The sequence below is a fragment of the Mycobacterium sp. 1482292.6 genome (assembly GCF_001672995.1).
Taxonomy (GTDB): domain Bacteria; phylum Actinomycetota; class Actinomycetes; order Mycobacteriales; family Mycobacteriaceae; genus Mycobacterium; species Mycobacterium europaeum_A.
In genome coordinates this window covers 24260-42026 of record NZ_LZKV01000081.1, presented here as the reverse complement: position 1 = coordinate 42026, position 17767 = coordinate 24260, and the positions used below count along the sequence as shown (strand labels likewise).

Annotated in this window: 17 protein-coding genes; 9 read left to right on the top strand and 8 right to left on the bottom strand. The window is 70.1% G+C overall.

Annotated features, from left to right (window positions below; genetic code table 11):
* Position 1 precedes the first annotated feature (1 nt).
* From A5624_RS07865 to A5624_RS07855, 3 genes are read left to right on the top strand one after another with little or no spacing between them, the layout of a single operon-like run.
* The gene (locus tag A5624_RS07865) at positions 2-1147 is read left to right on the top strand and encodes an 8-amino-7-oxononanoate synthase (protein ID WP_066864171.1); all 1146 of its coding nucleotides are present in this window, start codon (positions 2-4) and stop codon (positions 1145-1147) included.
* A 9-nt stretch (positions 1148-1156) separates the two neighbouring features.
* A complete protein-coding gene (bioD, locus tag A5624_RS07860; RefSeq protein ID WP_066864168.1) occupies positions 1157-1837 on the top strand; it encodes a dethiobiotin synthase in 681 nt (226 codons plus the stop codon).
* On the top strand, positions 1837-2343 hold the full coding sequence (locus A5624_RS07855) for a 2'-5' RNA ligase family protein (RefSeq protein WP_066864163.1): 507 nt from the start codon (positions 1837-1839) through the stop codon (positions 2341-2343). Before bioD ends, A5624_RS07855 begins: the two co-directional genes overlap by 1 nt.
* A 53-nt stretch (positions 2344-2396) precedes the next feature.
* Here A5624_RS07855 and A5624_RS07850 read toward each other — a convergent pair whose 3' ends face one another.
* The 6 genes from A5624_RS07850 to A5624_RS07825 all read right to left on the bottom strand — a co-directional run bounded on the left by A5624_RS07850 (position 2397) and on the right by A5624_RS07825 (position 9933).
* Positions 2397-3809, bottom strand: a complete 1413-nt coding sequence (locus A5624_RS07850) for a mechanosensitive ion channel domain-containing protein (RefSeq protein ID WP_066864160.1) — start codon at positions 3807-3809, stop codon at positions 2397-2399.
* Complete coding sequence (locus tag A5624_RS07845) at positions 3806-5986, bottom strand: adenylate/guanylate cyclase domain-containing protein (protein ID WP_066864157.1); 2181 nt, start codon at positions 5984-5986, stop codon at positions 3806-3808. Before A5624_RS07845 ends, A5624_RS07850 begins: the two co-directional genes overlap by 4 nt.
* 81 nt (positions 5987-6067) lie before the next feature.
* Positions 6068-7432 (bottom strand): hypothetical protein, encoded by a 1365-nt coding sequence (locus A5624_RS07840; RefSeq protein ID WP_066864153.1) that lies wholly within the window; start codon positions 7430-7432, stop codon positions 6068-6070.
* Positions 7429-7791, bottom strand: coding sequence for a hypothetical protein (locus A5624_RS07835; protein ID WP_066864150.1), 363 nt, complete (start codon positions 7789-7791; stop codon positions 7429-7431). The genes A5624_RS07840 and A5624_RS07835 overlap by 4 nt, the downstream gene beginning before the upstream one ends.
* A 4-nt stretch (positions 7792-7795) precedes the next feature.
* Positions 7796-9628, bottom strand: coding sequence for a hypothetical protein (locus tag A5624_RS07830; RefSeq protein WP_066864220.1), 1833 nt, complete (start codon positions 9626-9628; stop codon positions 7796-7798).
* A gap of 113 nt (positions 9629-9741) precedes the next feature.
* Complete coding sequence (locus A5624_RS07825) at positions 9742-9933, bottom strand: hypothetical protein (RefSeq protein ID WP_066864147.1); 192 nt, start codon at positions 9931-9933, stop codon at positions 9742-9744.
* Between the two features lie 135 nt (positions 9934-10068).
* Here A5624_RS07825 and bioB point away from each other — a divergent pair, with 135 nt between their 5' ends.
* Genes bioB through A5624_RS07810 form a run of 3 tightly spaced genes read left to right on the top strand, consistent with a single transcriptional unit; the run spans position 10069 to position 12030 of the window.
* A complete protein-coding gene (bioB, locus tag A5624_RS07820) occupies positions 10069-11106 on the top strand; it encodes a biotin synthase BioB (protein WP_066864144.1) in 1038 nt (345 codons plus the stop codon).
* Positions 11107-11134: 28 nt separating this feature from the next.
* Positions 11135-11371, top strand: a complete 237-nt coding sequence (locus tag A5624_RS07815; protein WP_066864141.1) for a hypothetical protein — start codon at positions 11135-11137, stop codon at positions 11369-11371.
* Entirely contained in the window at positions 11368-12030 is a 663-nt protein-coding gene (locus A5624_RS07810; RefSeq protein ID WP_066864138.1) for a DUF2567 domain-containing protein, read from the top strand. Before A5624_RS07815 ends, A5624_RS07810 begins: the two co-directional genes overlap by 4 nt.
* On the opposite strand, the gene A5624_RS07805 is transcribed toward A5624_RS07810, so the two are convergent.
* A complete protein-coding gene (locus tag A5624_RS07805) occupies positions 12025-13365 on the bottom strand; it encodes a lipase family protein (protein ID WP_066864135.1) in 1341 nt (446 codons plus the stop codon). The genes A5624_RS07810 and A5624_RS07805 overlap by 6 nt on opposite strands.
* Positions 13366-13509: 144 nt before the next feature.
* Positions 13510-14235 carry an NUDIX domain-containing protein gene (locus tag A5624_RS07800; RefSeq protein ID WP_066864132.1) on the bottom strand — a complete coding sequence of 242 codons (726 nt, stop codon included), beginning with the start codon at positions 14233-14235 and terminating at the stop codon, positions 13510-13512.
* Between the two features lie 46 nt (positions 14236-14281).
* Between A5624_RS07800 and nadA the strand changes: the two genes are divergently transcribed.
* From nadA to nadC, 3 genes are read left to right on the top strand one after another with little or no spacing between them, the layout of a single operon-like run.
* Positions 14282-15331: a quinolinate synthase NadA gene (gene nadA, locus A5624_RS07795; RefSeq protein ID WP_066864129.1), complete on the top strand. Its 1050-nt coding sequence runs from the start codon at positions 14282-14284 to the stop codon at positions 15329-15331.
* On the top strand, positions 15328-16908 hold the full coding sequence (locus A5624_RS07790) for an L-aspartate oxidase (RefSeq protein WP_066864126.1): 1581 nt from the start codon (positions 15328-15330) through the stop codon (positions 16906-16908). The genes nadA and A5624_RS07790 overlap by 4 nt, the downstream gene beginning before the upstream one ends.
* Positions 16905-17765, top strand: coding sequence for a carboxylating nicotinate-nucleotide diphosphorylase (gene nadC / locus A5624_RS07785; protein WP_066864123.1), 861 nt, complete (start codon positions 16905-16907; stop codon positions 17763-17765). Before A5624_RS07790 ends, nadC begins: the two co-directional genes overlap by 4 nt.
* Positions 17766-17767: the final 2 nt, after the last annotated feature.

Sequence of the window (17767 nt, the reverse complement as noted above, 5' to 3'; positions counted from 1 at the left end):
GATGAAGGCACCCATCGAGGTCTCCCCGCTGGCCTGGCTGGAGGCGGTGGAACGGCAGCGCCGCGAGGCCGGGCTGCGCCGCGCGCTGCGGCCGCGTCCGGCCGTCGCCACCGAGCTGGACCTGGCCTCCAACGACTACCTCGGGCTGTCGCAGCATCCCGACGTGATCGACGGCGGCGTCGCCGCGCTGCGCATGTGGGGCGCCGGTGCCACCGGATCCCGGCTGGTCACCGGCGACACCGAACTGCACCAGCAGTTCGAGGCCGAGCTGGCCGATTACGTGGGCGCGGAGTCGGGCCTGCTGTTCTCCTCCGGATACGCGGCCAACCTGGGTGCCGTCGTCGGGTTGTCGGGCCGGGGTTCACTGCTGGTCTCCGATGAGCTCTCGCACGCGTCGCTGGTGGACGCCTGCCGGCTGTCGCGGGCGCGGGTGGCGGTGACGCCGCACCGCGACGTCGGCGCCGTGGCGGCCGCGCTGCAGACGCGCGCCGAGGAGCGCGCGGTCGTCATCACCGAGTCCGTGTTTTCCACCGACGGCGCGCTGGCGCCGCTGCGCGAATTGCACGAGGTGTGCCGCGCGCACGGCGCCCTGCTCATCGTCGACGAGGCGCACGGCCTGGGCGTGCGCGGCGGCGGGCGCGGGCTGCTGCACGAGGCCGGCCTGGCCGGGGCGCCCGACGTGGTGATGACCACCACGCTGTCCAAGGCGCTGGGCAGCCAGGGCGGCGCGGTGCTGGGGCCGGCGTCGGTGCGGGCGCATCTCATCGACGCGGCGCGCACGTTCATCTTCGACACCGGCCTGGCCCCGGCGGCGGTGGGCGCCGCGCGGGCCGCGCTGGGTGTGCTGCGGTCCGAACCCTGGCGCCCGGACGCGGTGTTGCGCCACGCCGCCATGCTCGCCGAGGTCTGCGGGGTGGCCGAGGTGCCGCAATCGGCGGTGGTCTCGGTGATCCTGGGCGACCCGGACGTCGCGGTGGCCGCCGCGACCGCCTGCCTCGACGCCGGCGTGCGGGTGGGATGCTTCCGCCCCCCGACCGTGCCCGCCGGGACGTCGCGGCTGCGGCTGACCGCGCGCGCGTCGCTGGACGACGCCGAGCTCGAGGTCGCGCGCAGGGTGCTCTCCGATGTGCTCGCCGAGCTGGGTTGAGGCACACCGGTGACGGTTCTGGTCGTCACCGGCACCGACACCGGGGTCGGCAAGACGGTCGTCACCGCCGCGCTGGCCTGTCACGCCCGTCAGGCCGGCATCGACGTGGCGGTGTGCAAGCCGGTCCAGACCGGCGTCGACGCCGGCGACGACGACCTCGCCGAGGTGGCCCGGCTATCCGGGGTGACGCAGCTGGCGGGGTTGGGCCGCTATCCGCTGCCGATGGCGCCGGTGGCCGCCGCCGAGGCGGCCGGAATGCCGCTGCCCACCCGCGAGCAGCTGCTGGCGCTCATCGGTGAGCTGGACCGGCCGGGGCGGCTCACATTGGTCGAGGGGGCCGGGGGACTGCTGGTCGAGCTCGGCGAAAACGGTGTCACCGCACGCGATCTCGCCGTCGCGCTGGGCGCCGCGGTGCTGGTCGTGGTCGGGCCGTCGTTGGGTACGCTCAACCACACCGCGCTGACCCTGGAATCGCTTGCCGCGCATCATGTTTCGTGCGCTGGTCTGGTCATCGGCAGCTGGCCCCGGCGGCCCGGCGTGGTGGAGACGACGAATCGGTCCGCGCTGGCCCGGCTGGCCGCGGTGCGCGCCGCGCTGCCCGAAGGGGCCGCAGCGCTGGACGCCGCCGACTTTGCGGCGCTGTGCACCCAGGCTTTCGACCGCGACTGGGTCGCCGCGCTGGTCGGCTGATGGTCGGATCCGTCGAGCTGGTCTTCGACCGCGACACCGAGGCGGCGATCCGCAACATCTGGGAGGCGCTGGCCGCGGCGGGGATACCAAGTCAGGCCCCGGCCAGCCGGCCGCACGTGACCCTGGCCGTGGCCGAAGGCATCGCGCCCGACGTCGACGAGCCGCTGCGCGCGGTGAGCGAACGGCTGCCGCTGCCCTGCGTCATCGGTGCACCGGTGTTATTCGGCCGCGCCAGTGCGGTTTTCGCGCGGCTGGTGGTGCCGACCGAAGAGCTGTTGGCCCTGCACGCCGAGGTGCACCGCTGCTGCGGGCCGCATTTGAGGCCGGGACCGATGCCCAACAGCCTGCCCGGCCAGTGGACCGCGCACGTCACCATGGCACGGCGCGTCGGCGGCGCCCAACTCGGCCGGGCGCTGCGCGTCGCGGGCCGGCCCGCCCAGATCGAGGGCAGCTTCACGGGTTTGCGCCGCTGGGACGGCAACAAGAAGGTCGAGCACCCGATTTAGTGGCGATCGCAAGCGCGGCGGGTCGCCGGGCGCGGCGGGTCGCCACCATCGGATCAGCCGCCCGTCGTCGCGAACTCCGGCGCGATCGCCTGCTGCACCCGGGCGCGCCGCTCGTCGATGGTTCGGCCCAGGTCCTGCAGCAGCAGCGGCTTGCCCGTCACCAGCTGGACCAGGTGATCGCGATTGATCTCCAGCGCGGTCACCTCCCCAATGGCCTGCGCGTCGGCCAGGTTCGGCTGACGGGTCAGCGCGGTCACGCCAAGAAACGAGCCCTCGTCCAGCTCGCCGACCGCGACGGCCGTGCCGTCCGTGGCGGTGGCGGTCAACCGCACGCCGCCCTCGACCAGAAACGTGATCTTGGCGGGCACTCGCCCGGCATGCTCGACGATCTCGTCGGCCCCGTACCGAACGATCCTGGCGTGCGCCACCAACGCCTGCTGGTCCGGTTGGCTGAGCCGCAACGCCGGCGCCACCACCGTGCGCAGCGCCTTCTCGACACGCTCGGTCGTCGAGATGTCATCCTGGGCGCCGTCGAGGTGCAGGCCCTCGCGCCGCGCCGCGTACCACAGCCAGCGCAGAAACGCGGCCTGCGCGGCGGAGTCCTCCGCCGGCGACTTCAGCCCGACGGTCACCCGGTACTCGGCGGCCCCGGCGGGCACCGCCGTCGCCACGGCGTTGGGCCTGCGTTGCGGCAGTGCGTTGGCGACCCGCTCCAGCAGCGCGCACACCCGATCCGGCGGATCGATCTCGGAAAACGTTGTGGTGATGGCTAATTGGTGCGCACCGGCCGGGCGGCTGAGATTGGTGAACGAGGTGGTGGCCAGCACCGAGTTCGGCGTGATCTGCAGGCCGTGGCCGGACTGGATGTGCACGGAACGCCAGTTCGCCTCCACGATGCGGCCCCGGGCCGACGGGGTGTCGAGCCAATCGCCGATCCGGAACGGCTGCTCGAACAGCATGAACAGGCCCGACACGATCTGACCGACGGAATTCTGCAGCATCAGACCGATGACCACCGACGTCACGCCCAGCGCGGTGAAAAGGCCGCCGACGCGCACGCCCCAGACGTAGGAGAAGATGACCGCCAGACCCACCCCGATCAGCACGAACCGGGTCACGTCGAGGAAGATGCCCGGGATTCGCTGGCGCCAGGACCCCTGCGGTGCGCCCTCGAAAACCGTTGCGTTGAGCCCGGACAGCAGCAGCACCAGCACCACGAACCCGAACACCGTGGCGAGCACCCGAACCGACGTGAACTGGGCTGGCATCCTGGCCACGTTCACCAGCAACACCAACAGGGCGCCCAGCGGAATCAGGTAACTGCGCAGCAGCAGGACGGGCCGCGCCAGCGGACTGTTCTTGCGCAGGAGGCTCTGATGCCACTCGGTCAGGGCGATCAGCAGCAGCGGCAGACCGAATACCACCCCGGCGGCCCAGTAAAGCGATGACGAGTCGAAGGTTCTCACTGCCCCTGCCCTTCCGACAGTTTCCAGATCTGCTGCTCGACGCCGCCGACCGTGATGGTGCCCGCCGGCGTGAACTGACGGATGTCGTGCATCACCTCGTAGACCTGGGCGGTGACATAGATTCCGGATTGTGTTGTGCTGCTGCGGGTTTGATGGGCCAGGTTGACCGCTGCGCCCCACATGTCGTAGACCACGCTGGATCGCCCGACCAGCCCGCTGATCACGTTGCCGGTGTTGATGCCCGCCCGCAGGGCCAGGTGGTAGCCCGTCTTGCTGTTGAAGCGCGCGATGATGTCGCGCATCTCGACGGCGAATTCGACGGTGCGGTGCACGCTGTCCAGGCGGGGGAAGTTCAGGCCGCAGCTGGCCAGGTAGCCGTTGTGCAGCGTGCGAATCGGTTCGATGCCCAGGGATTCCGCGGCCGAATCGAGCTCGCGGACCAGCTCGTCGACGATGCCCACCAACTCGCGGCCGGACAGCTTGCCCGAGATGTCATCGAGGCCGACGATGTCGGCGAAGATGACCGTGACGTCCTGGTGCTCCTGGGCGATGGTCTGCTCACCCTCGCGGTAGCGCCGGGCCACCGGTTCGGGCATCAGCGAGGCGAGCAGCCGGTCGTTCTCCTTGCGCTGTTCGTTGAGCAGTTCTTCCTTGATCTGCAGGTTGCGGCTCATCTCGTTGAAAGCGGCCATCAGCTCGCCGATTTCGTCGCGTGAGGTGACCGGGATCGAGACGTCGTAGTTGCCGGCGCCGATCTCCCGGGCGCCGGCCTGCAACCTGCGGATGGGCCGCACGAATATCTGGGCGACCAGCAGCGCGGCCACGCAGATGACGAAAACCATTGCGGTAGTGGTCAATATCAGTGTCTGGGTGAGCGACGCCACCCGGGCGTTGGCCTCGGAGGTTTCCCGGGTGGCCACGATCGACCAGTGCAGGTCGGAATTCGGCAGGGACAGCGGGGCGTAGGACGCGAGCTCACGTTGGCCCAGATAGCCGGTGTCGGTCACCGTTCCGGTCTCACCGCGCTGCGCTGCGCGCACGGCCGTGGTGGCCACGGGCTGGACCAGGGTGGTGCCGCCCCATCTGATCGCGGTGTCGACGGTCTCGCGCCGGGCACCGGCGGCCAGCGCCTCTCGCCGGTATCGCTGCGGGTCCTCGATGAATAGCCGTGAATCGGAACGCATCAGGTTGTCCGGCCCCGCGAGATAGGTCTCGGCGGTCTGGCCCATGCCCGCGGCGCGCCACTGCTTGTCGGCGGTCATGATCCGGTTCACCTTTGCGATCGGCAGCGGCAGCGCCAGCACCCCGGCCGGTCTGCCGGGTGGGCCGATCGGTGCGACCAACCAGGCGATGGGCTGGCCGAGTTGTGGCTGATACGGCTGAAAGTCGGTGATCCACACGAAGTTCACCGAGTTCGCGGCCATCGCCTTCTCGTAGGCGTCGCGCAGATTGGACTGGCGATACGGGCCGGTGAGCACGTTGGTGCCCAGCGAGGCGCTTTTCCGGACGGTGTAGACGACATTGCCGCGGGTGTCCAGCAGCAGCGCGTCGCGGTATTCGAAGCGGGTGGCGATCTCGCGGAAGTAGTCGTTGAAGCGGGCGTTGGCCGCCGACCAGGCGCTGCCGTCGCCGGCGTCGTCGGGCGCGGACCCGTTCGAAGACCCGTGCGCCGCAACGGTGTAGTGCGCCTGCAGATAGCGCTGTGAGTTGTTGCTGGGCAGCACCGCATCCAGGGCGAGCCTGTTTCCGGTGTCGCGCTCCAACGGTTTGATCAGCCGCTCGGTGTAGAAATCCACCAGCGCCCGCTGCTGGCCGGGGTCGACGGGCGCGTTGGCCAGCTGGTCGAAGCCGGCCGTGAAGGCCTGCACCGCCTCCAGCGCGGTGGTGCCCCGGCTGTAGACGACCAGCGAATCCGACAGGTCCGAGAACAGCGTCTCGATCGCGCGTTTCTGCGCCTCGCGCAACTGCGTCATCCGCTCGGACGCCGCGGGCAACAACGCGTTGCGCGCGGCGACGTACTCGACGGTCCCGATCACGCCCAGCGACGCCAGGCTGGACACCAGCAGCATCAGCATCACCTTGGACTGAATGCTGATCCAGGACAGCGCGCGCGGGGGACGCATCTTTTTCCGGCCCGGGTCCTGCTCGGCCGCGGGGATCGACTCGGTGGGCCGCATCAACCGACCCGGCGTGGACTCGGCCCCCGACGCCGCGGCGCGGCTTCTTCCGACGGCGTGAGGTAGCGCACGCCCGGACGCCTACCCCCCGAAGAGCAGATACAAACCGGTGAAGGTGTAGCCGACCATCACCAGCATCATCGTCAGCTGCCCGGTGAGCTGATGGCCGGCGGGCAGCAGCCGCAGCGCCTTGTCGTGGGCCGCGATCACCGCGACGATGTGCCCGGTGACCACGCAGGTCACCTTCACCGCGGCGAGTACCGGCGGGTGCATGGACAACACGTACGCCACATGCAGGTGCGCCAGGCCGAGCAGGTTCCAGCCGTGGCCGAACGGGTCGGCCAGCGCGAACACCGCCTGCTGTCCGCGCTCCACCAGGTAGGACAGGTAGTGCGCGAAGATGTAGCCCACCACGATCGGGATCAGCGAATGCGCCATCTGGCCGGGCAATTCGCGACGCTGCTCTGCGCCGACGCCGCCGGTGGCGCGCGCGGCGAGCGAAAAGGTCACCGCCACAACGCAAATGAAGACGATCAGCCCGACGGTACGCAGCATCGACGACGCCAGTGTGGGGGGCGCGCCGAATTCGCGGGTGAGCTGATCGGAGAAGCCGCGCCACGTCGGCGACGACGAGAAGCTGTCGAACGCCGTCGAGCCCAGCAGCACCGCCAGCAGGACCACCACGCCGGGCCGCACCGGCAGCGACGGCAGATGGTCGAGCGGGTTTCCGACGACGATCCGCCGCGTCTCCGGGTTGCGGCGAAACGGCGAGAGCCGGGAGACGGCCACGCTGTACACGCCGAAGGGATCGGCGCGGGCCAGCCAGCGCTGTCCGCACAGCCACGCGCCGACCAACATCAGCACGGCATAGCAGGCGATCCACGTCCTGACCCAGGGCAGCGACGCCGGGTTCGGGCTGGCCAGCTCCATCCAGACGAAGGCGAACAGGCCGAACGCGGCGGGTCGATAGCCCCAGCCTTCCGGGTAGGACAGCCGCGGTCGGCCGAGCCGTTCCGGGGTGACGCGCCGCAGCAGCAGATACATCGTGCGCATCGGCGAAATCACCCGCCACACCGGCCCGATGATCAGCGACACCGCCACCAGCCCGACCCACAGCAGCACGTAGAACGCGCCGAGCAGCCCGTTGGCCTCCGATTCGGGACCCCATACCCCGGCGGCCACCACCCAGGCCGCGAACGCCAGGGCCAGCCCGGCCGCGAACCCCCGCGCCACCCGGGAGTCGACGAAGGTCGTCAGCGCCGTCGGTAGGGGCCGGCCCGGCTTGAGCGGATCGAACCGCGGCCGGCGCCAGGCGAACGCCACGAGGGCGAAGGTGAACGTCAAGGCCCATGCCGCCCCGACCATCGCGTAGGCATAGGGCACCGGGAGATCACCCGAACCACCGAGCCCGTGCGCGAGCACCACCGCCGCGGCGGCGGAGCTCACGGCTGCACTTGGATGGTCGCGATGGTGCGGTCCAGATGATGCAGCTCCACCGCGACGTTGCCCGGCACGTCGACGGCGAATCCGAACGTCTGGTTGGGGGCGGCCTGGACCGCGAACTTGTGATCGGGCGTCGAATGCACGTGCAGCTCGTCGGTGGCGTCGCTGGTCACGTGCAGGGTGATCTGCTGATGCACCTTGGCCTGCAGCGTGGCGTTGGTCGGGGTGACCTGACCGTGGGCGATGGTCACGTCGACGGTCAGCGGTGCCGCCGGCGACTTGTCAGCCGAACCACCGCAGCCGACCAGGCCGCACACCAGCGCCGCCGCCCATGCCGTGCTGAGGGTGCCGCGAAGCGTCATGGGTTCATGCCGCCCGCGGGATCGGCTGCTTGTCTTCCACCGGTTCCGGCTCGGCCAGGGAGTTGTTGAGCCGGCCGGCGCCCCAGGTCAAGCCGGCGATCACCATGAGCGTCAGGAACAGCACCACGATCCCACCAGCGGTGAACAACCAGGCGGGTGCGCTTTGGTCGCGTTCACGCTGCAGGATGGTGACTTCCAGGACGAACGGCCGCGTGCTCGACGTCAGCGCGGGGACCTCTGGGGCCGGGATGGCGGCGTCCGCCGGTTCCCAAATCGGCACGGCCGTCATCGTGCGGCCGTCCTGGACCCGCAGCAGGGTCTTCCAGTCGCCCCACACCGGAACCGGCTGGGTGGAGCGGTAGTGCCCCGGCCCGACCTTGGCGAGCCGGTCGATGATCAGGCCGCGGTCGTTATTCATGCGGCCCTGCCAGGACAGGATCGTCAGCCAGTCCGGATTGTCGCTGACCATGTCGGCGGGCAGGAGTTGGACGTCGGCCGACACCATGCGCTGCCCCGGGGCGCTGGGCAGGTCGGTCAACGTGATGGTGGCGTTGTTCTTGCTCGGCACCAGGATGTGCAGGCCGTTGGCCACCGCGCCGCCGATCACCAGGACCGTGGCCACCACCACCGAGATCCCGATGGCGCGCCCGGGGAGGCGCTGTCCGGTGAGCACCATGCCGAACATGGCGCCACACATACCCATCAGGACCGCAACCGGCACGGCCATCGCCAGGGCCTCGCCCCACATGCTGATCGGCCAGGGGTAGTGGTAGACCGCCGCGATCCACAGCGACTCCAGCCAGAGCCCGATCGTGCCCACTCCCAGCCCGGCGACCGCGCCGAAGACGACGGGGCGCCTGAACACCGGCGTCAGCGCGATCAACTCGACGGCCAGCGCGGGGCCGAGGTAGAGCGGGAACCAGTTGATCGGGGCGCCGAGTATCGGCCCGACCAGCAGGGCGACGCCGCCGCGCAGGGCGATCGCGAAGACGGCCGCGATGACGGCCGCTCCCCGGCCCATGGTGATGCGGGCGGCGACCGCCGCCAGCGCGGCCGCGCCGGCGATCAGCATCGGTTGGAACACCAGCCGGAATTGCGGGACGCCGAAGTCGAACTCGATCTGATAGACCGACAAGCCGATGAACAAGCCGCCGAAGGACAGGTAGCGCAGGAAGGTGATGAAGGCGCCGTGGTAGACGTCCTCGCCTTCGTCGGTCTCACCCTCGCGCTCCAGCATCAGCACCGCGAACAGCGAAAAACAGGCCCCGCCGATCATCATCAAATGTGTTGGGCCCCAGAGGGTTACATCCTGGCCGAAGATGCGGTGCCAGATGTCGTCGAGCGGGAACCCGATCATCGCGTACAGCCCGCAGCCGGCCATCAGCACGCCGCCCACCGGCGCGTGCCAGTTCCGCGTGATCCGCACCGCGGCCGGGCCGGGCTGGTCGAACGGCAGCACGACCGCCGTCATGCCGCCCAGGAAGATGCCGAACAATCCGATGATGATGAAGTAGTGCGCCGGGTTTGCCAGTGGGCCCGGGTCGCGGCCGTTGCCGATATGCCAGCTGACGTCCCAGATGAACCCGAACAGCGCGCAGATGATCGACGTGGTGAACACCAGGACCGGCAGGGCGACCCAACCGGGGCGGTGGAATTTGTCGCCCACCTTGTCGGCGACCCGGGTCAGCCATTCGATGCGATGGGTGCGGTGGGCGTGGCCCACCCACAGCAACAGCAGCGTGATTACCGCCGCGGCGATGGATAACCCGATCACCTGATTGAGCCCGGCGCCGCGTGCCGGTGCCTCAGCAACAATCGTCAGTTCATTCGACCGCATCGTCGTGCCTCCCAACCGCGCCGGGCTGCCCCGGAGAATCCGACTGAAGTCAACCGCTTATTACTGTCAAGTAGGTTCGTGATTGATTGTTTAATGCCCCGATCCCTGGCTCGTCAATCACGCGTTCTGTCCGGCGTGTCGGCATGGGAGGACTCGGGCTCGGACCCCGTGGTGTTGCGGCCCTCGCGCCGGTCACGCAGTGCGATGTACAGGATCACCCCGACGACGATCACCGCAGGCAGAAACGCCGGCGCCGCCAGCAGCAAGTAGTGGTGCGCCAGGATTTCGACGTGCGGAGTCACCATGGTCGTATACCCATAGGTTGGGCGGGCCCTTCGGCCGTTACCCTACTTTGAACACCTTTTCATTCACCGCTGCCACCACCACGTGGCAGATGTGTCCCCACGCGCGGACACCAGAAAGAGGCAGGGGAGTACCTGGTGACTCAAGCGGCAACTCGACCGACGGCCGATACGGGCAACGACGAGGACATCTTGGCGGTGGCCCGGCAGCAGGTGCTCGAGGACGGCCAGGGACTGCGCCGGGACCAGGTGCTGCGGGTGCTGCAGCTGTCCGACGACCGCCTCGACGAACTGCTGGCGCTGGCCCACGAGGTGCGGATGCGCTGGTGCGGCCCCGAGGTCGAGGTCGAGGGCATCATCAGCCTCAAGACCGGCGGCTGCCCGGAGGACTGTCACTTCTGCTCGCAGTCGGGCCTGTTCGCGTCGCCGGTCCGCAGCGCCCGGCTGGACATCCCCAGCCTGGTCGAGGCCGCCAAGCAGACCGCCAAGTCCGGCGCCACCGAATTCTGCATCGTGGCCGCGGTGCGCGGCCCCGACGAGCGGCTGCTGGCCCAGGTCGCGGCCGGCATCGAAGCGATCCGCAACGAGGTCGAGATCAACATCGCCTGCTCGCTGGGGATGCTGACGGCCGAGCAGGTCGAACAGCTCGCCGAAATGGGCGTGCACCGCTACAACCACAACCTCGAGACCGCCCGCTCGTACTTCACCAACGTCGTGACCACCCACAGCTGGGAGGAGCGTTGGCAGACGCTGTCGATGGTCCGCGACGCCGGCATGGAGGTCTGCTGCGGCGGCATCCTCGGCATGGGCGAGACCCTCGAGCAGCGCGCGGAATTCGCCGCCGAACTGGCCGAACTGGGTCCCGACGAGGTGCCGCTGAACTTCCTCAACCCGCGGCCGGGCACCCCGTTCGGCGACCTGGAGGTGATGCCGGCGAGCGAGGCGCTGAAGTCGGTGGCCGCCTTCCGCCTGGCGCTGCCGCGCACCATGCTGCGGTTCGCCGGTGGCCGCGAGATCACCCTGGGCGACCTGGGCGCCAAGCAGGGCATCCTGGGCGGCATCAACGCCGTCATCGTCGGGAACTACCTGACCACGCTGGGTCGCCCCGCCGAATCCGACCTGGAACTGCTCGACGACCTGCAGATGCCCCTCAAGGGGCTCAACGCCAGCTTGTAGGCCGGCGGCCGCGGCTAGGTTGAAGATTGTGGTTGGCGATCTGGGCGCCCTGGGAGCGGCAGTCAGTGCCGGCGTCTACAACGTCTACACCGGGGAATTAGGGGGCACCGCCGTGCCGACAGCGGCCCAGCTGGGCCTTGAGCCTCCCCGCTTCTGCGCGGCATGCGGGCGCCGGATGGTGGTGCAGGTGCGCCCCGACGGCTGGCGGGCCCGCTGTTCGCGGCACGGCGAGGTCGATTCCGCCGACCTGGAGACGCAACGGTGACCGAGCAGACCAAGGCGGACGCCGCCGAACTTTCCGCGCCCATCACCGCGTCGAGCCGCAGGCGCGCGCTCCTGGTGGTGGCGCTTGCGTCGGCGGCGACCGGTCTGGCGATCGGCGGGCTGTGGGCCTTGATCGCCCCGCCGATTCGCGCCGTGGTGGCCCTCACCCGCTCGGGCGAGCGGGTGCACGACTATCTGGGCAACGAGTCCGAGCACTTCTTCGTCGCCCCCGCCCTGATGCTGGGGCTGCTGACCGCGCTGGCCGTGGTGGGCTCGGTCTGGGTGTGGCAGTGGCGCGAGCACCGCGGACCGGGAATGGTCATCGCGCTGTCGGCCGGCATGGTGGGGGCCGCCGCGGCGGCCTCGGCGGTGGGGGCCGGCCTGGTGCGGCTGAGCTACGGCGCGCTGGACTTCGATGCGGTACCGCTCTCGAAAACCCCGTCGGTCGCCTACGTCACGCAGGCGCCGCCGGTGTTCTTCTCCGACGGTCCGCTGCAGATCGCGGTCAGCCTGCTGTGGCCGGCCGGAATCGCGGCCCTGGTCTACGCCGTGCGGGTGGCCGCCGACGCGCGCGACGACCTGGGTGCGTTTCCCCCGCAGCCGGGGCCCGCCGGTGCGGTGCCGGCGCGAGGGGGAGGCGCCGAAGCGCCCGTGTCATAGCGGACGGCGGCCGATCTTGCGGCCCGTGACGACCTTGGCCGCGATCTTCATCAGCCGGGCCATGCCGACGTAGGTCATCGGGTTGAACATCGTCGGCCACGTGGTCCGGACCAGGTGATCGGTCAGCGGGCGGCCTCCGAAGCGATCCGTCAGCCAGCGCAGCGCCATCGGCGCCGACAGCGGATGCAGCATCATGTGCTCGTTGAAGGCGTCGCGGTGGTAGGTGACCCGCGCGCCGCCGGCCGAATACGCGTCGGCCAGCACGTCGATGTCGTGGACGTCGATCAGGTAGTCGTGCACGGCCTGCACGATCAGCACCGGTGGCGTCGGAACGGCGGCGCCCAGCTTGATGTGGTCGAAGACGTGCGTGATCTCCGGGGTGGACAGGATCTGCTCGAGCGGCTCGTCGAGGTAGTCGCCCATGTCCTTGCCGGCCATCCGCACGACGGCTTCCACCGTCGTCATCTTCTCCAGCGAGTCCAGCAGCGCGCGCCCCTCCTCGTTGGTGTGCTCGCGGATCACCCGGTCCAGATCGGGGTAGATGTGCGCGAGCGCGGCCACCACGAGCGCGGGCAGCCCCGACAGGAAGCTGCCGTTGAGTCGGCGGAAGGTGTTGCCCAGGTCCCCGACGGGGGAGCCCAGCACCGCCCCGACGATGTCCAGTTCGGGCGCGTACTCGGCGCACATCTCGGCGGCCCAGGCGCTGGCCAGTCCGCCGCCGGAGTACCCCCACAGCCCGATGGGCGCCTCGGCGGACAGACCGAGGCGCTCCGAACTCAGCGCGGCCCGGATGCCGTCCAGGACGCGGTAGCCGGGTTCATACGGTGCGCCCCACAGGCCGCGCAGGCCCTCGTGGTCGGGCACGGAGACGGCCCATCCCTCGGCGACGGCGGCGGCGATCAGGAAAAGCTCGAACTGGCCGATCGCGCCCAGCGCCTTCGCCCGGCGCCGCAGTGCGTAGGACGGGAAACAGCGGGACGAGACGGCGTCGATCGCGCACTGGTAGGACAGCACCGGGCAGGGACGCCCCGGGGCCAGCTCGGCGGGGACGATCACCGTCGTGGCGGTGGCCTCCGGCTCGCCGTTCATGTCCATCGTGCGGTACAGCAGCTGGACGGCCTTGATCGGCTGCGGGATCAAGCCGAGGAACGCCAGCTCGACGTCGCGCGAGCGCAGCACCGTCCCGGGTTCGGCGTGCTGAAAGCCCAGTGGCGGCTGGTAGAACGGGTCGTCCGAGGGCAGCAGTGGACGAACCTTGTGCTGCAGTTCCTCGTGTGGCGGGCGGGCGATCCATTCCGCACCCTGCGTGCCTGCCAGGTTGCCGAGCTCAGCCATTGAGGCTCCCTTCGTGGCCACCCGGCATTCTTGCGTACGAACGGCAGGTAACCAAAACGCAATCGCCGCACTGTGAGCGACTTCTCGTCACACTAGCCAGGTCAGACGCGATTCACCCCCGCGTCGCCCGCCTTTCGCCCAAGCCTAGCCTGGCGACCCGGGCGGCCTGAGTGCGGCGAACTCGTCGGTGACCCGCAGCGCCGCGTCGGTGAACCGGTACAGCGCGGCCGGGCGTCCGCCGCTGCGGCCGGATTGCGCGATGGTGCCGGTCGCCGTGATGACGCCGCGCCGGGCCAGCACCCGCTGCAGGTTCGTCGCGTCGACCTGATAGCCCAACGCGGCGCCGTAGATGTCCCGCAGCGTGGAAAGCGCGAATTCCCTTGGAGCCAAAGCGAATCCGATGTTGGTGTAGGACAGTTTGGCGTTCAGCCTGGTGCGGGCGTTGTCCACCATCTGGCCGTGGTCGAAGGCCATCGGCGGCAGGCAGTTCACCGGGTGCCAGCGGGTGTCCGGCGGTAGTTCGGGGCTGGCGGGGGAGGGCACCAGGCCCAAGAAGGTGGACGCGATCACTCGGGCGCCGGGCACCCGCTGCGGGTCGGAGAACACCGCGAGTTGTTCCAGGTGCGCCAGCTCTTTGAGGTCGACCTTCTCGGCGAGCTGGCGCCGCACCGAGGTGATCATGTCCTCGTCGTTGCGCAGCCGACCGCCCGGCAGCGACCACTTGCCCTGTTGTGGATCCCGGGCGCGCTGCCATAACAGCACGTTCAGCTGCGGTTTCGCCGGGGGGCGTCCCTTCGTAACCTGTTCGCTCGCTTCGCGAACCTGGAACACGACCGCGAGCACTTCGTGGGCGGTGCTACCATGGGCCATGTTTTCGATTATAAGTCGAAAACCTCCTGGGCTGAAAGGAGCCGCCATGACGGTTATCAATCGCATGGACACGCTCGCCGAAAGCATGATCGCCGACATCACCAACTCGCCCACCGGCTACGCCGGCGTGGCCGGGGATGAGCAATGGGCCGCCGAGGTTCGCCGCCTGGCGAAGCTGCGCGGCGCCACCGTGCTGGCGCACAACTATCAGTTGCCCGAGATCCAGGACGTCGCCGACCACGTGGGCGACTCGCTGGCGTTGTCGCGGATCGCCGCCGAGGCGCCCGAGGACACCATCGTGTTCTGCGGGGTGCACTTCATGGCCGAGACGGCCAAGATCCTGAGCCCGGACAAGACCGTGCTCATCCCGGACCAGCGCGCCGGCTGCTCGCTGGCCGATTCCATCACCGCCGACGAACTGCGCGCCTGGAAGGACGAACACCCCGGCGCGGTCGTCGTCTCCTACGTCAACACCACGGCGGCGGTCAAGGCGCTCACCGACATCTGCTGCACCTCGTCCAACGCGGTCGAGGTCGTCGAGTCGATCGACCCCGACCGCGAGGTGCTGTTCTGCCCGGACCAGTTCCTCGGCGCCCATGTCCGTCGCATGACGGGCCGCGAGAACCTGCACGTGTGGGCGGGCGAATGCCACGTGCACGCCGGGATCAACGGCGACGAACTCAATGACCAGGCCCGCGCCAATCCCGACGCCGAGCTCTTCGTGCACCCCGAATGTGGTTGCGCCACCTCGGCCTTGTACCTCGCGGGCGAGGGCGCCTTCCCGCCGGACCGGGTGAAGATCTTGTCCACCGGCGGCATGCTGGAGGCCGCCAACCAGACCGACGCACGCAAGGTGCTGGTCGCCACCGAGGTCGGTATGCTCTACCAATTGCGCAGGGCGGCACCGCAAGTCGACTTCCGCGCCGTCAACGACCGCGCCTCCTGCAAATTCATGAAGATGATCACCCCGGCGGCCCTGCTGCGCTGCCTGGTCGAGGGGGCCGACGAGGTCGATGTCGACCCCGACGTCGCCGCCGCCGGCCGGCGCAGCGTACAGCGAATGATCGAAATCGGGCAGCCGGGCGGTGGCGAATGATCGCCCGTCCCCAGTGGACGCACAGCGCCGACGTCGTCGTGATCGGCACCGGCGTCGCGGGATTGGCCGCCGCGCTGGCCGCACACCGTGCCGGGCGCAGCGTCGTCGTGCTGAGCAAGGCTGACCAGGCGCGGGGGGCGACCGCCACCCATTACGCGCAGGGTGGCATCGCGGTGGTGCTGCCCGACAACGACGACTCGGTGGAGGCCCACGTCGCCGACACTGTGGTCGCCGGCGCCGGCCTGTGCGACCCGCAGTCGGTGTACTCGATCGTCGCCGACGGATATGCGGCGGTCGCCGAATTGGTCGGCGACGGAGCACGATTCGACGAGTCCGCGCCGGGCAAATGGGCGCTGACCCGCGAAGGCGGACACTCCCGGCGCCGCATCGTGCACGCCGGCGGCGACGCCACCGGTGCCGAGGTGCAGCGCGCGCTGGACCATGTGGCCCGCACGCTGGACATCCGCACCGGCCATGTCGCGCTGCGCGTGCTGCACGACGGCGCCGCGGTGACCGGCGTCCTGGCGGGCAACCCGGACGGCTACGGAATCATCAGCGCGCCTTCGGTGATCTTGGCCTCCGGGGGCCTCGGGCACCTGTACGGCGCGACCACCAACCCCGAGGGCTCCACCGGCGACGGCATCGCGCTGGCCCTGTGGGCCGGTGTCGCGGTCAGCGATCTCGAATTCATCCAGTTCCACCCCACGATGCTGTTCACCCCCGACGCCGCGAGCGGACGGCGCCCGCTGATCACCGAGGCCATTCGCGGCGAGGGCGCGAGACTGATTGACTCCCAAGGCAATTCGGTGACCGCCGGCGTCCACCCGATGGGCGATCTGGCGCCCCGCGACGTCGTCGCCGCGGCCATCGACACCCGGCTGAAGGCCACCGGCGATGCCTGCGTCTTCCTCGACGCGCGCCACATCGGTGACTTCGCCAACCGGTTCCCGACGGTGACGGCCGCCTGCCTGGCCGCCGGCATCGATCCGGTGCGTCAACCCATTCCCGTTGTCCCCGGGGCGCATTACAGCTGCGGCGGCATCGTCACCGACGTGTACGGCCAAACCGAACTGCCCGGATTGTTCGCCGCCGGCGAGGTGGCACGCACCGGACTGCACGGCGCCAACCGGCTGGCGTCCAACAGCCTGCTGGAAGGGCTGGTCGTCGGCGGGCGGGCCGGCAGGGCCGCGGCCGCGCACGCCGCGGCGACCGGGCGGGTGCACGCGGTCGCCCCCGAGCCGCTCGTCCACACCGCGCCGGCGCGCGCCGACCTGCAGCACGCGATGAGCCGGGACGCGTCGGTGGTGCGCGACGCCGCCGGCCTCACCCGGCTGTCGACCGTGCTGGCGCAGGCGAAGGTCCGCCCCGTGACCGGCCGCCGCGACTTCGAGGACGTCGCGCTGGCCGTCGCCGCCCGCGCGGTCACGACCGCCGCCCTGGCCCGCACCGAGAGTCGCGGTTGCCACCATCGCGCCGAGTACCCGCGGACCGCCTCGGAGCTGGGACGCAGCAACGTGTTGCGCCTGGCCGACGACCAGAGCGCGGTGCTGGTGGAGGCATTGGCGGCGGTCGTATGACCGCGATGTCCGACTGCGAACTGACCGCCGCGCGCGAAACCATCAAGCGCGGCCTGGTGGAGGATCTGCGCTACGGGCCGGACATCACCACCCTGGCGACGGTGCCCGCCGAGGCGGTGGCGACCGCGTCGATGGTGCCCCGCGAGCCGGGCGTGATCGCCGGGATCGACATCGCGTTGCTGGTGCTCGACGAGGTGCTCGGCGCCCGCGGCTACGAGGTGGTCGATCGCGTCGAGGACGGCGCCCACCTGCAGCCGGGTGAGTCGGTGCTGACGCTGCGAGCCGAGACCCGCGGCCTGCTGACCGCCGAGCGGACCATGCTCAACCTGATCTGCCACCTGTCCGGGATCGCCACCACGACGGCACACTGGGTGGCCGCCGTGCACGGCACCAAGGCCCAGGTGCGCGATACCCGCAAGACGCTGCCCGGCCTGCGCGTGCTGCAGAAATACGCGGTCCGGGTCGGCGGCGGCGTCAACCACCGGCTCGGGCTCGGCGACGCCGCCCTGATCAAGGACAACCACGTGGTGGCCGCGGGATCGGTGGTCGACGCGCTGCGGGCCGTGCGCGACGCGGCACCGGACCTACCCTGCGAGGTGGAAGTGGATTCACTCGAGCAGTTGGACGAGGTGCTGCCCGAGAAGCCCGAGCTGATCCTGCTGGACAATTTCCCGGTGTGGCAGACACAGATGGCCGTGCAGCGCCGCGACGCGCGCGCACCCGCCGTGCTGCTGGAATCGTCGGGCGGGCTCAGCCTCGACAACGCGGCCGCCTACGCCGCGACCGGGGTGGACTATCTGGCCGTCGGCGCCCTGACCCATTCGGTCCGGGTGCTCGACATCGGCCTCGACATGTAGGT

What these genes read in the sequence shown, in the direction of transcription:
- A5624_RS07865 (WP_066864171.1), top strand. Translation starts at nt 2, where the DNA reads ATGAAGGCACCCATCGAGGTCTCCCCGCTGGCCTGGCTGGAGGCGGTG.
- A5624_RS07855 (WP_066864163.1), top strand. Translation starts at nt 1,837, where the DNA reads ATGGTCGGATCCGTCGAGCTGGTCTTCGACCGCGACACCGAGGCGGCG.
- A5624_RS07845 (WP_066864157.1), bottom strand. Translation starts at nt 5,986, where the DNA reads ATGCGGCCCACCGAGTCGATCCCCGCGGCCGAGCAGGACCCGGGCCGG.
- A5624_RS07835 (WP_066864150.1), bottom strand. Translation starts at nt 7,791, where the DNA reads ATGACGCTTCGCGGCACCCTCAGCACGGCATGGGCGGCGGCGCTGGTG.
- A5624_RS07830 (WP_066864220.1), bottom strand. Translation starts at nt 9,628, where the DNA reads ATGCGGTCGAATGAACTGACGATTGTTGCTGAGGCACCGGCACGCGGC.
- A5624_RS07825 (WP_066864147.1), bottom strand. Translation starts at nt 9,933, where the DNA reads ATGGTGACTCCGCACGTCGAAATCCTGGCGCACCACTACTTGCTGCTG.
- A5624_RS07805 (WP_066864135.1), bottom strand. Translation starts at nt 13,365, where the DNA reads ATGGCTGAGCTCGGCAACCTGGCAGGCACGCAGGGTGCGGAATGGATC.
- A5624_RS07800 (WP_066864132.1), bottom strand. Translation starts at nt 14,235, where the DNA reads ATGGCCCATGGTAGCACCGCCCACGAAGTGCTCGCGGTCGTGTTCCAG.
- nadA (WP_066864129.1), top strand. Translation starts at nt 14,282, where the DNA reads ATGACGGTTATCAATCGCATGGACACGCTCGCCGAAAGCATGATCGCC.
- A5624_RS07790 (WP_066864126.1), top strand. Translation starts at nt 15,328, where the DNA reads ATGATCGCCCGTCCCCAGTGGACGCACAGCGCCGACGTCGTCGTGATC.
- nadC (WP_066864123.1), top strand. Translation starts at nt 16,905, where the DNA reads ATGACCGCGATGTCCGACTGCGAACTGACCGCCGCGCGCGAAACCATC.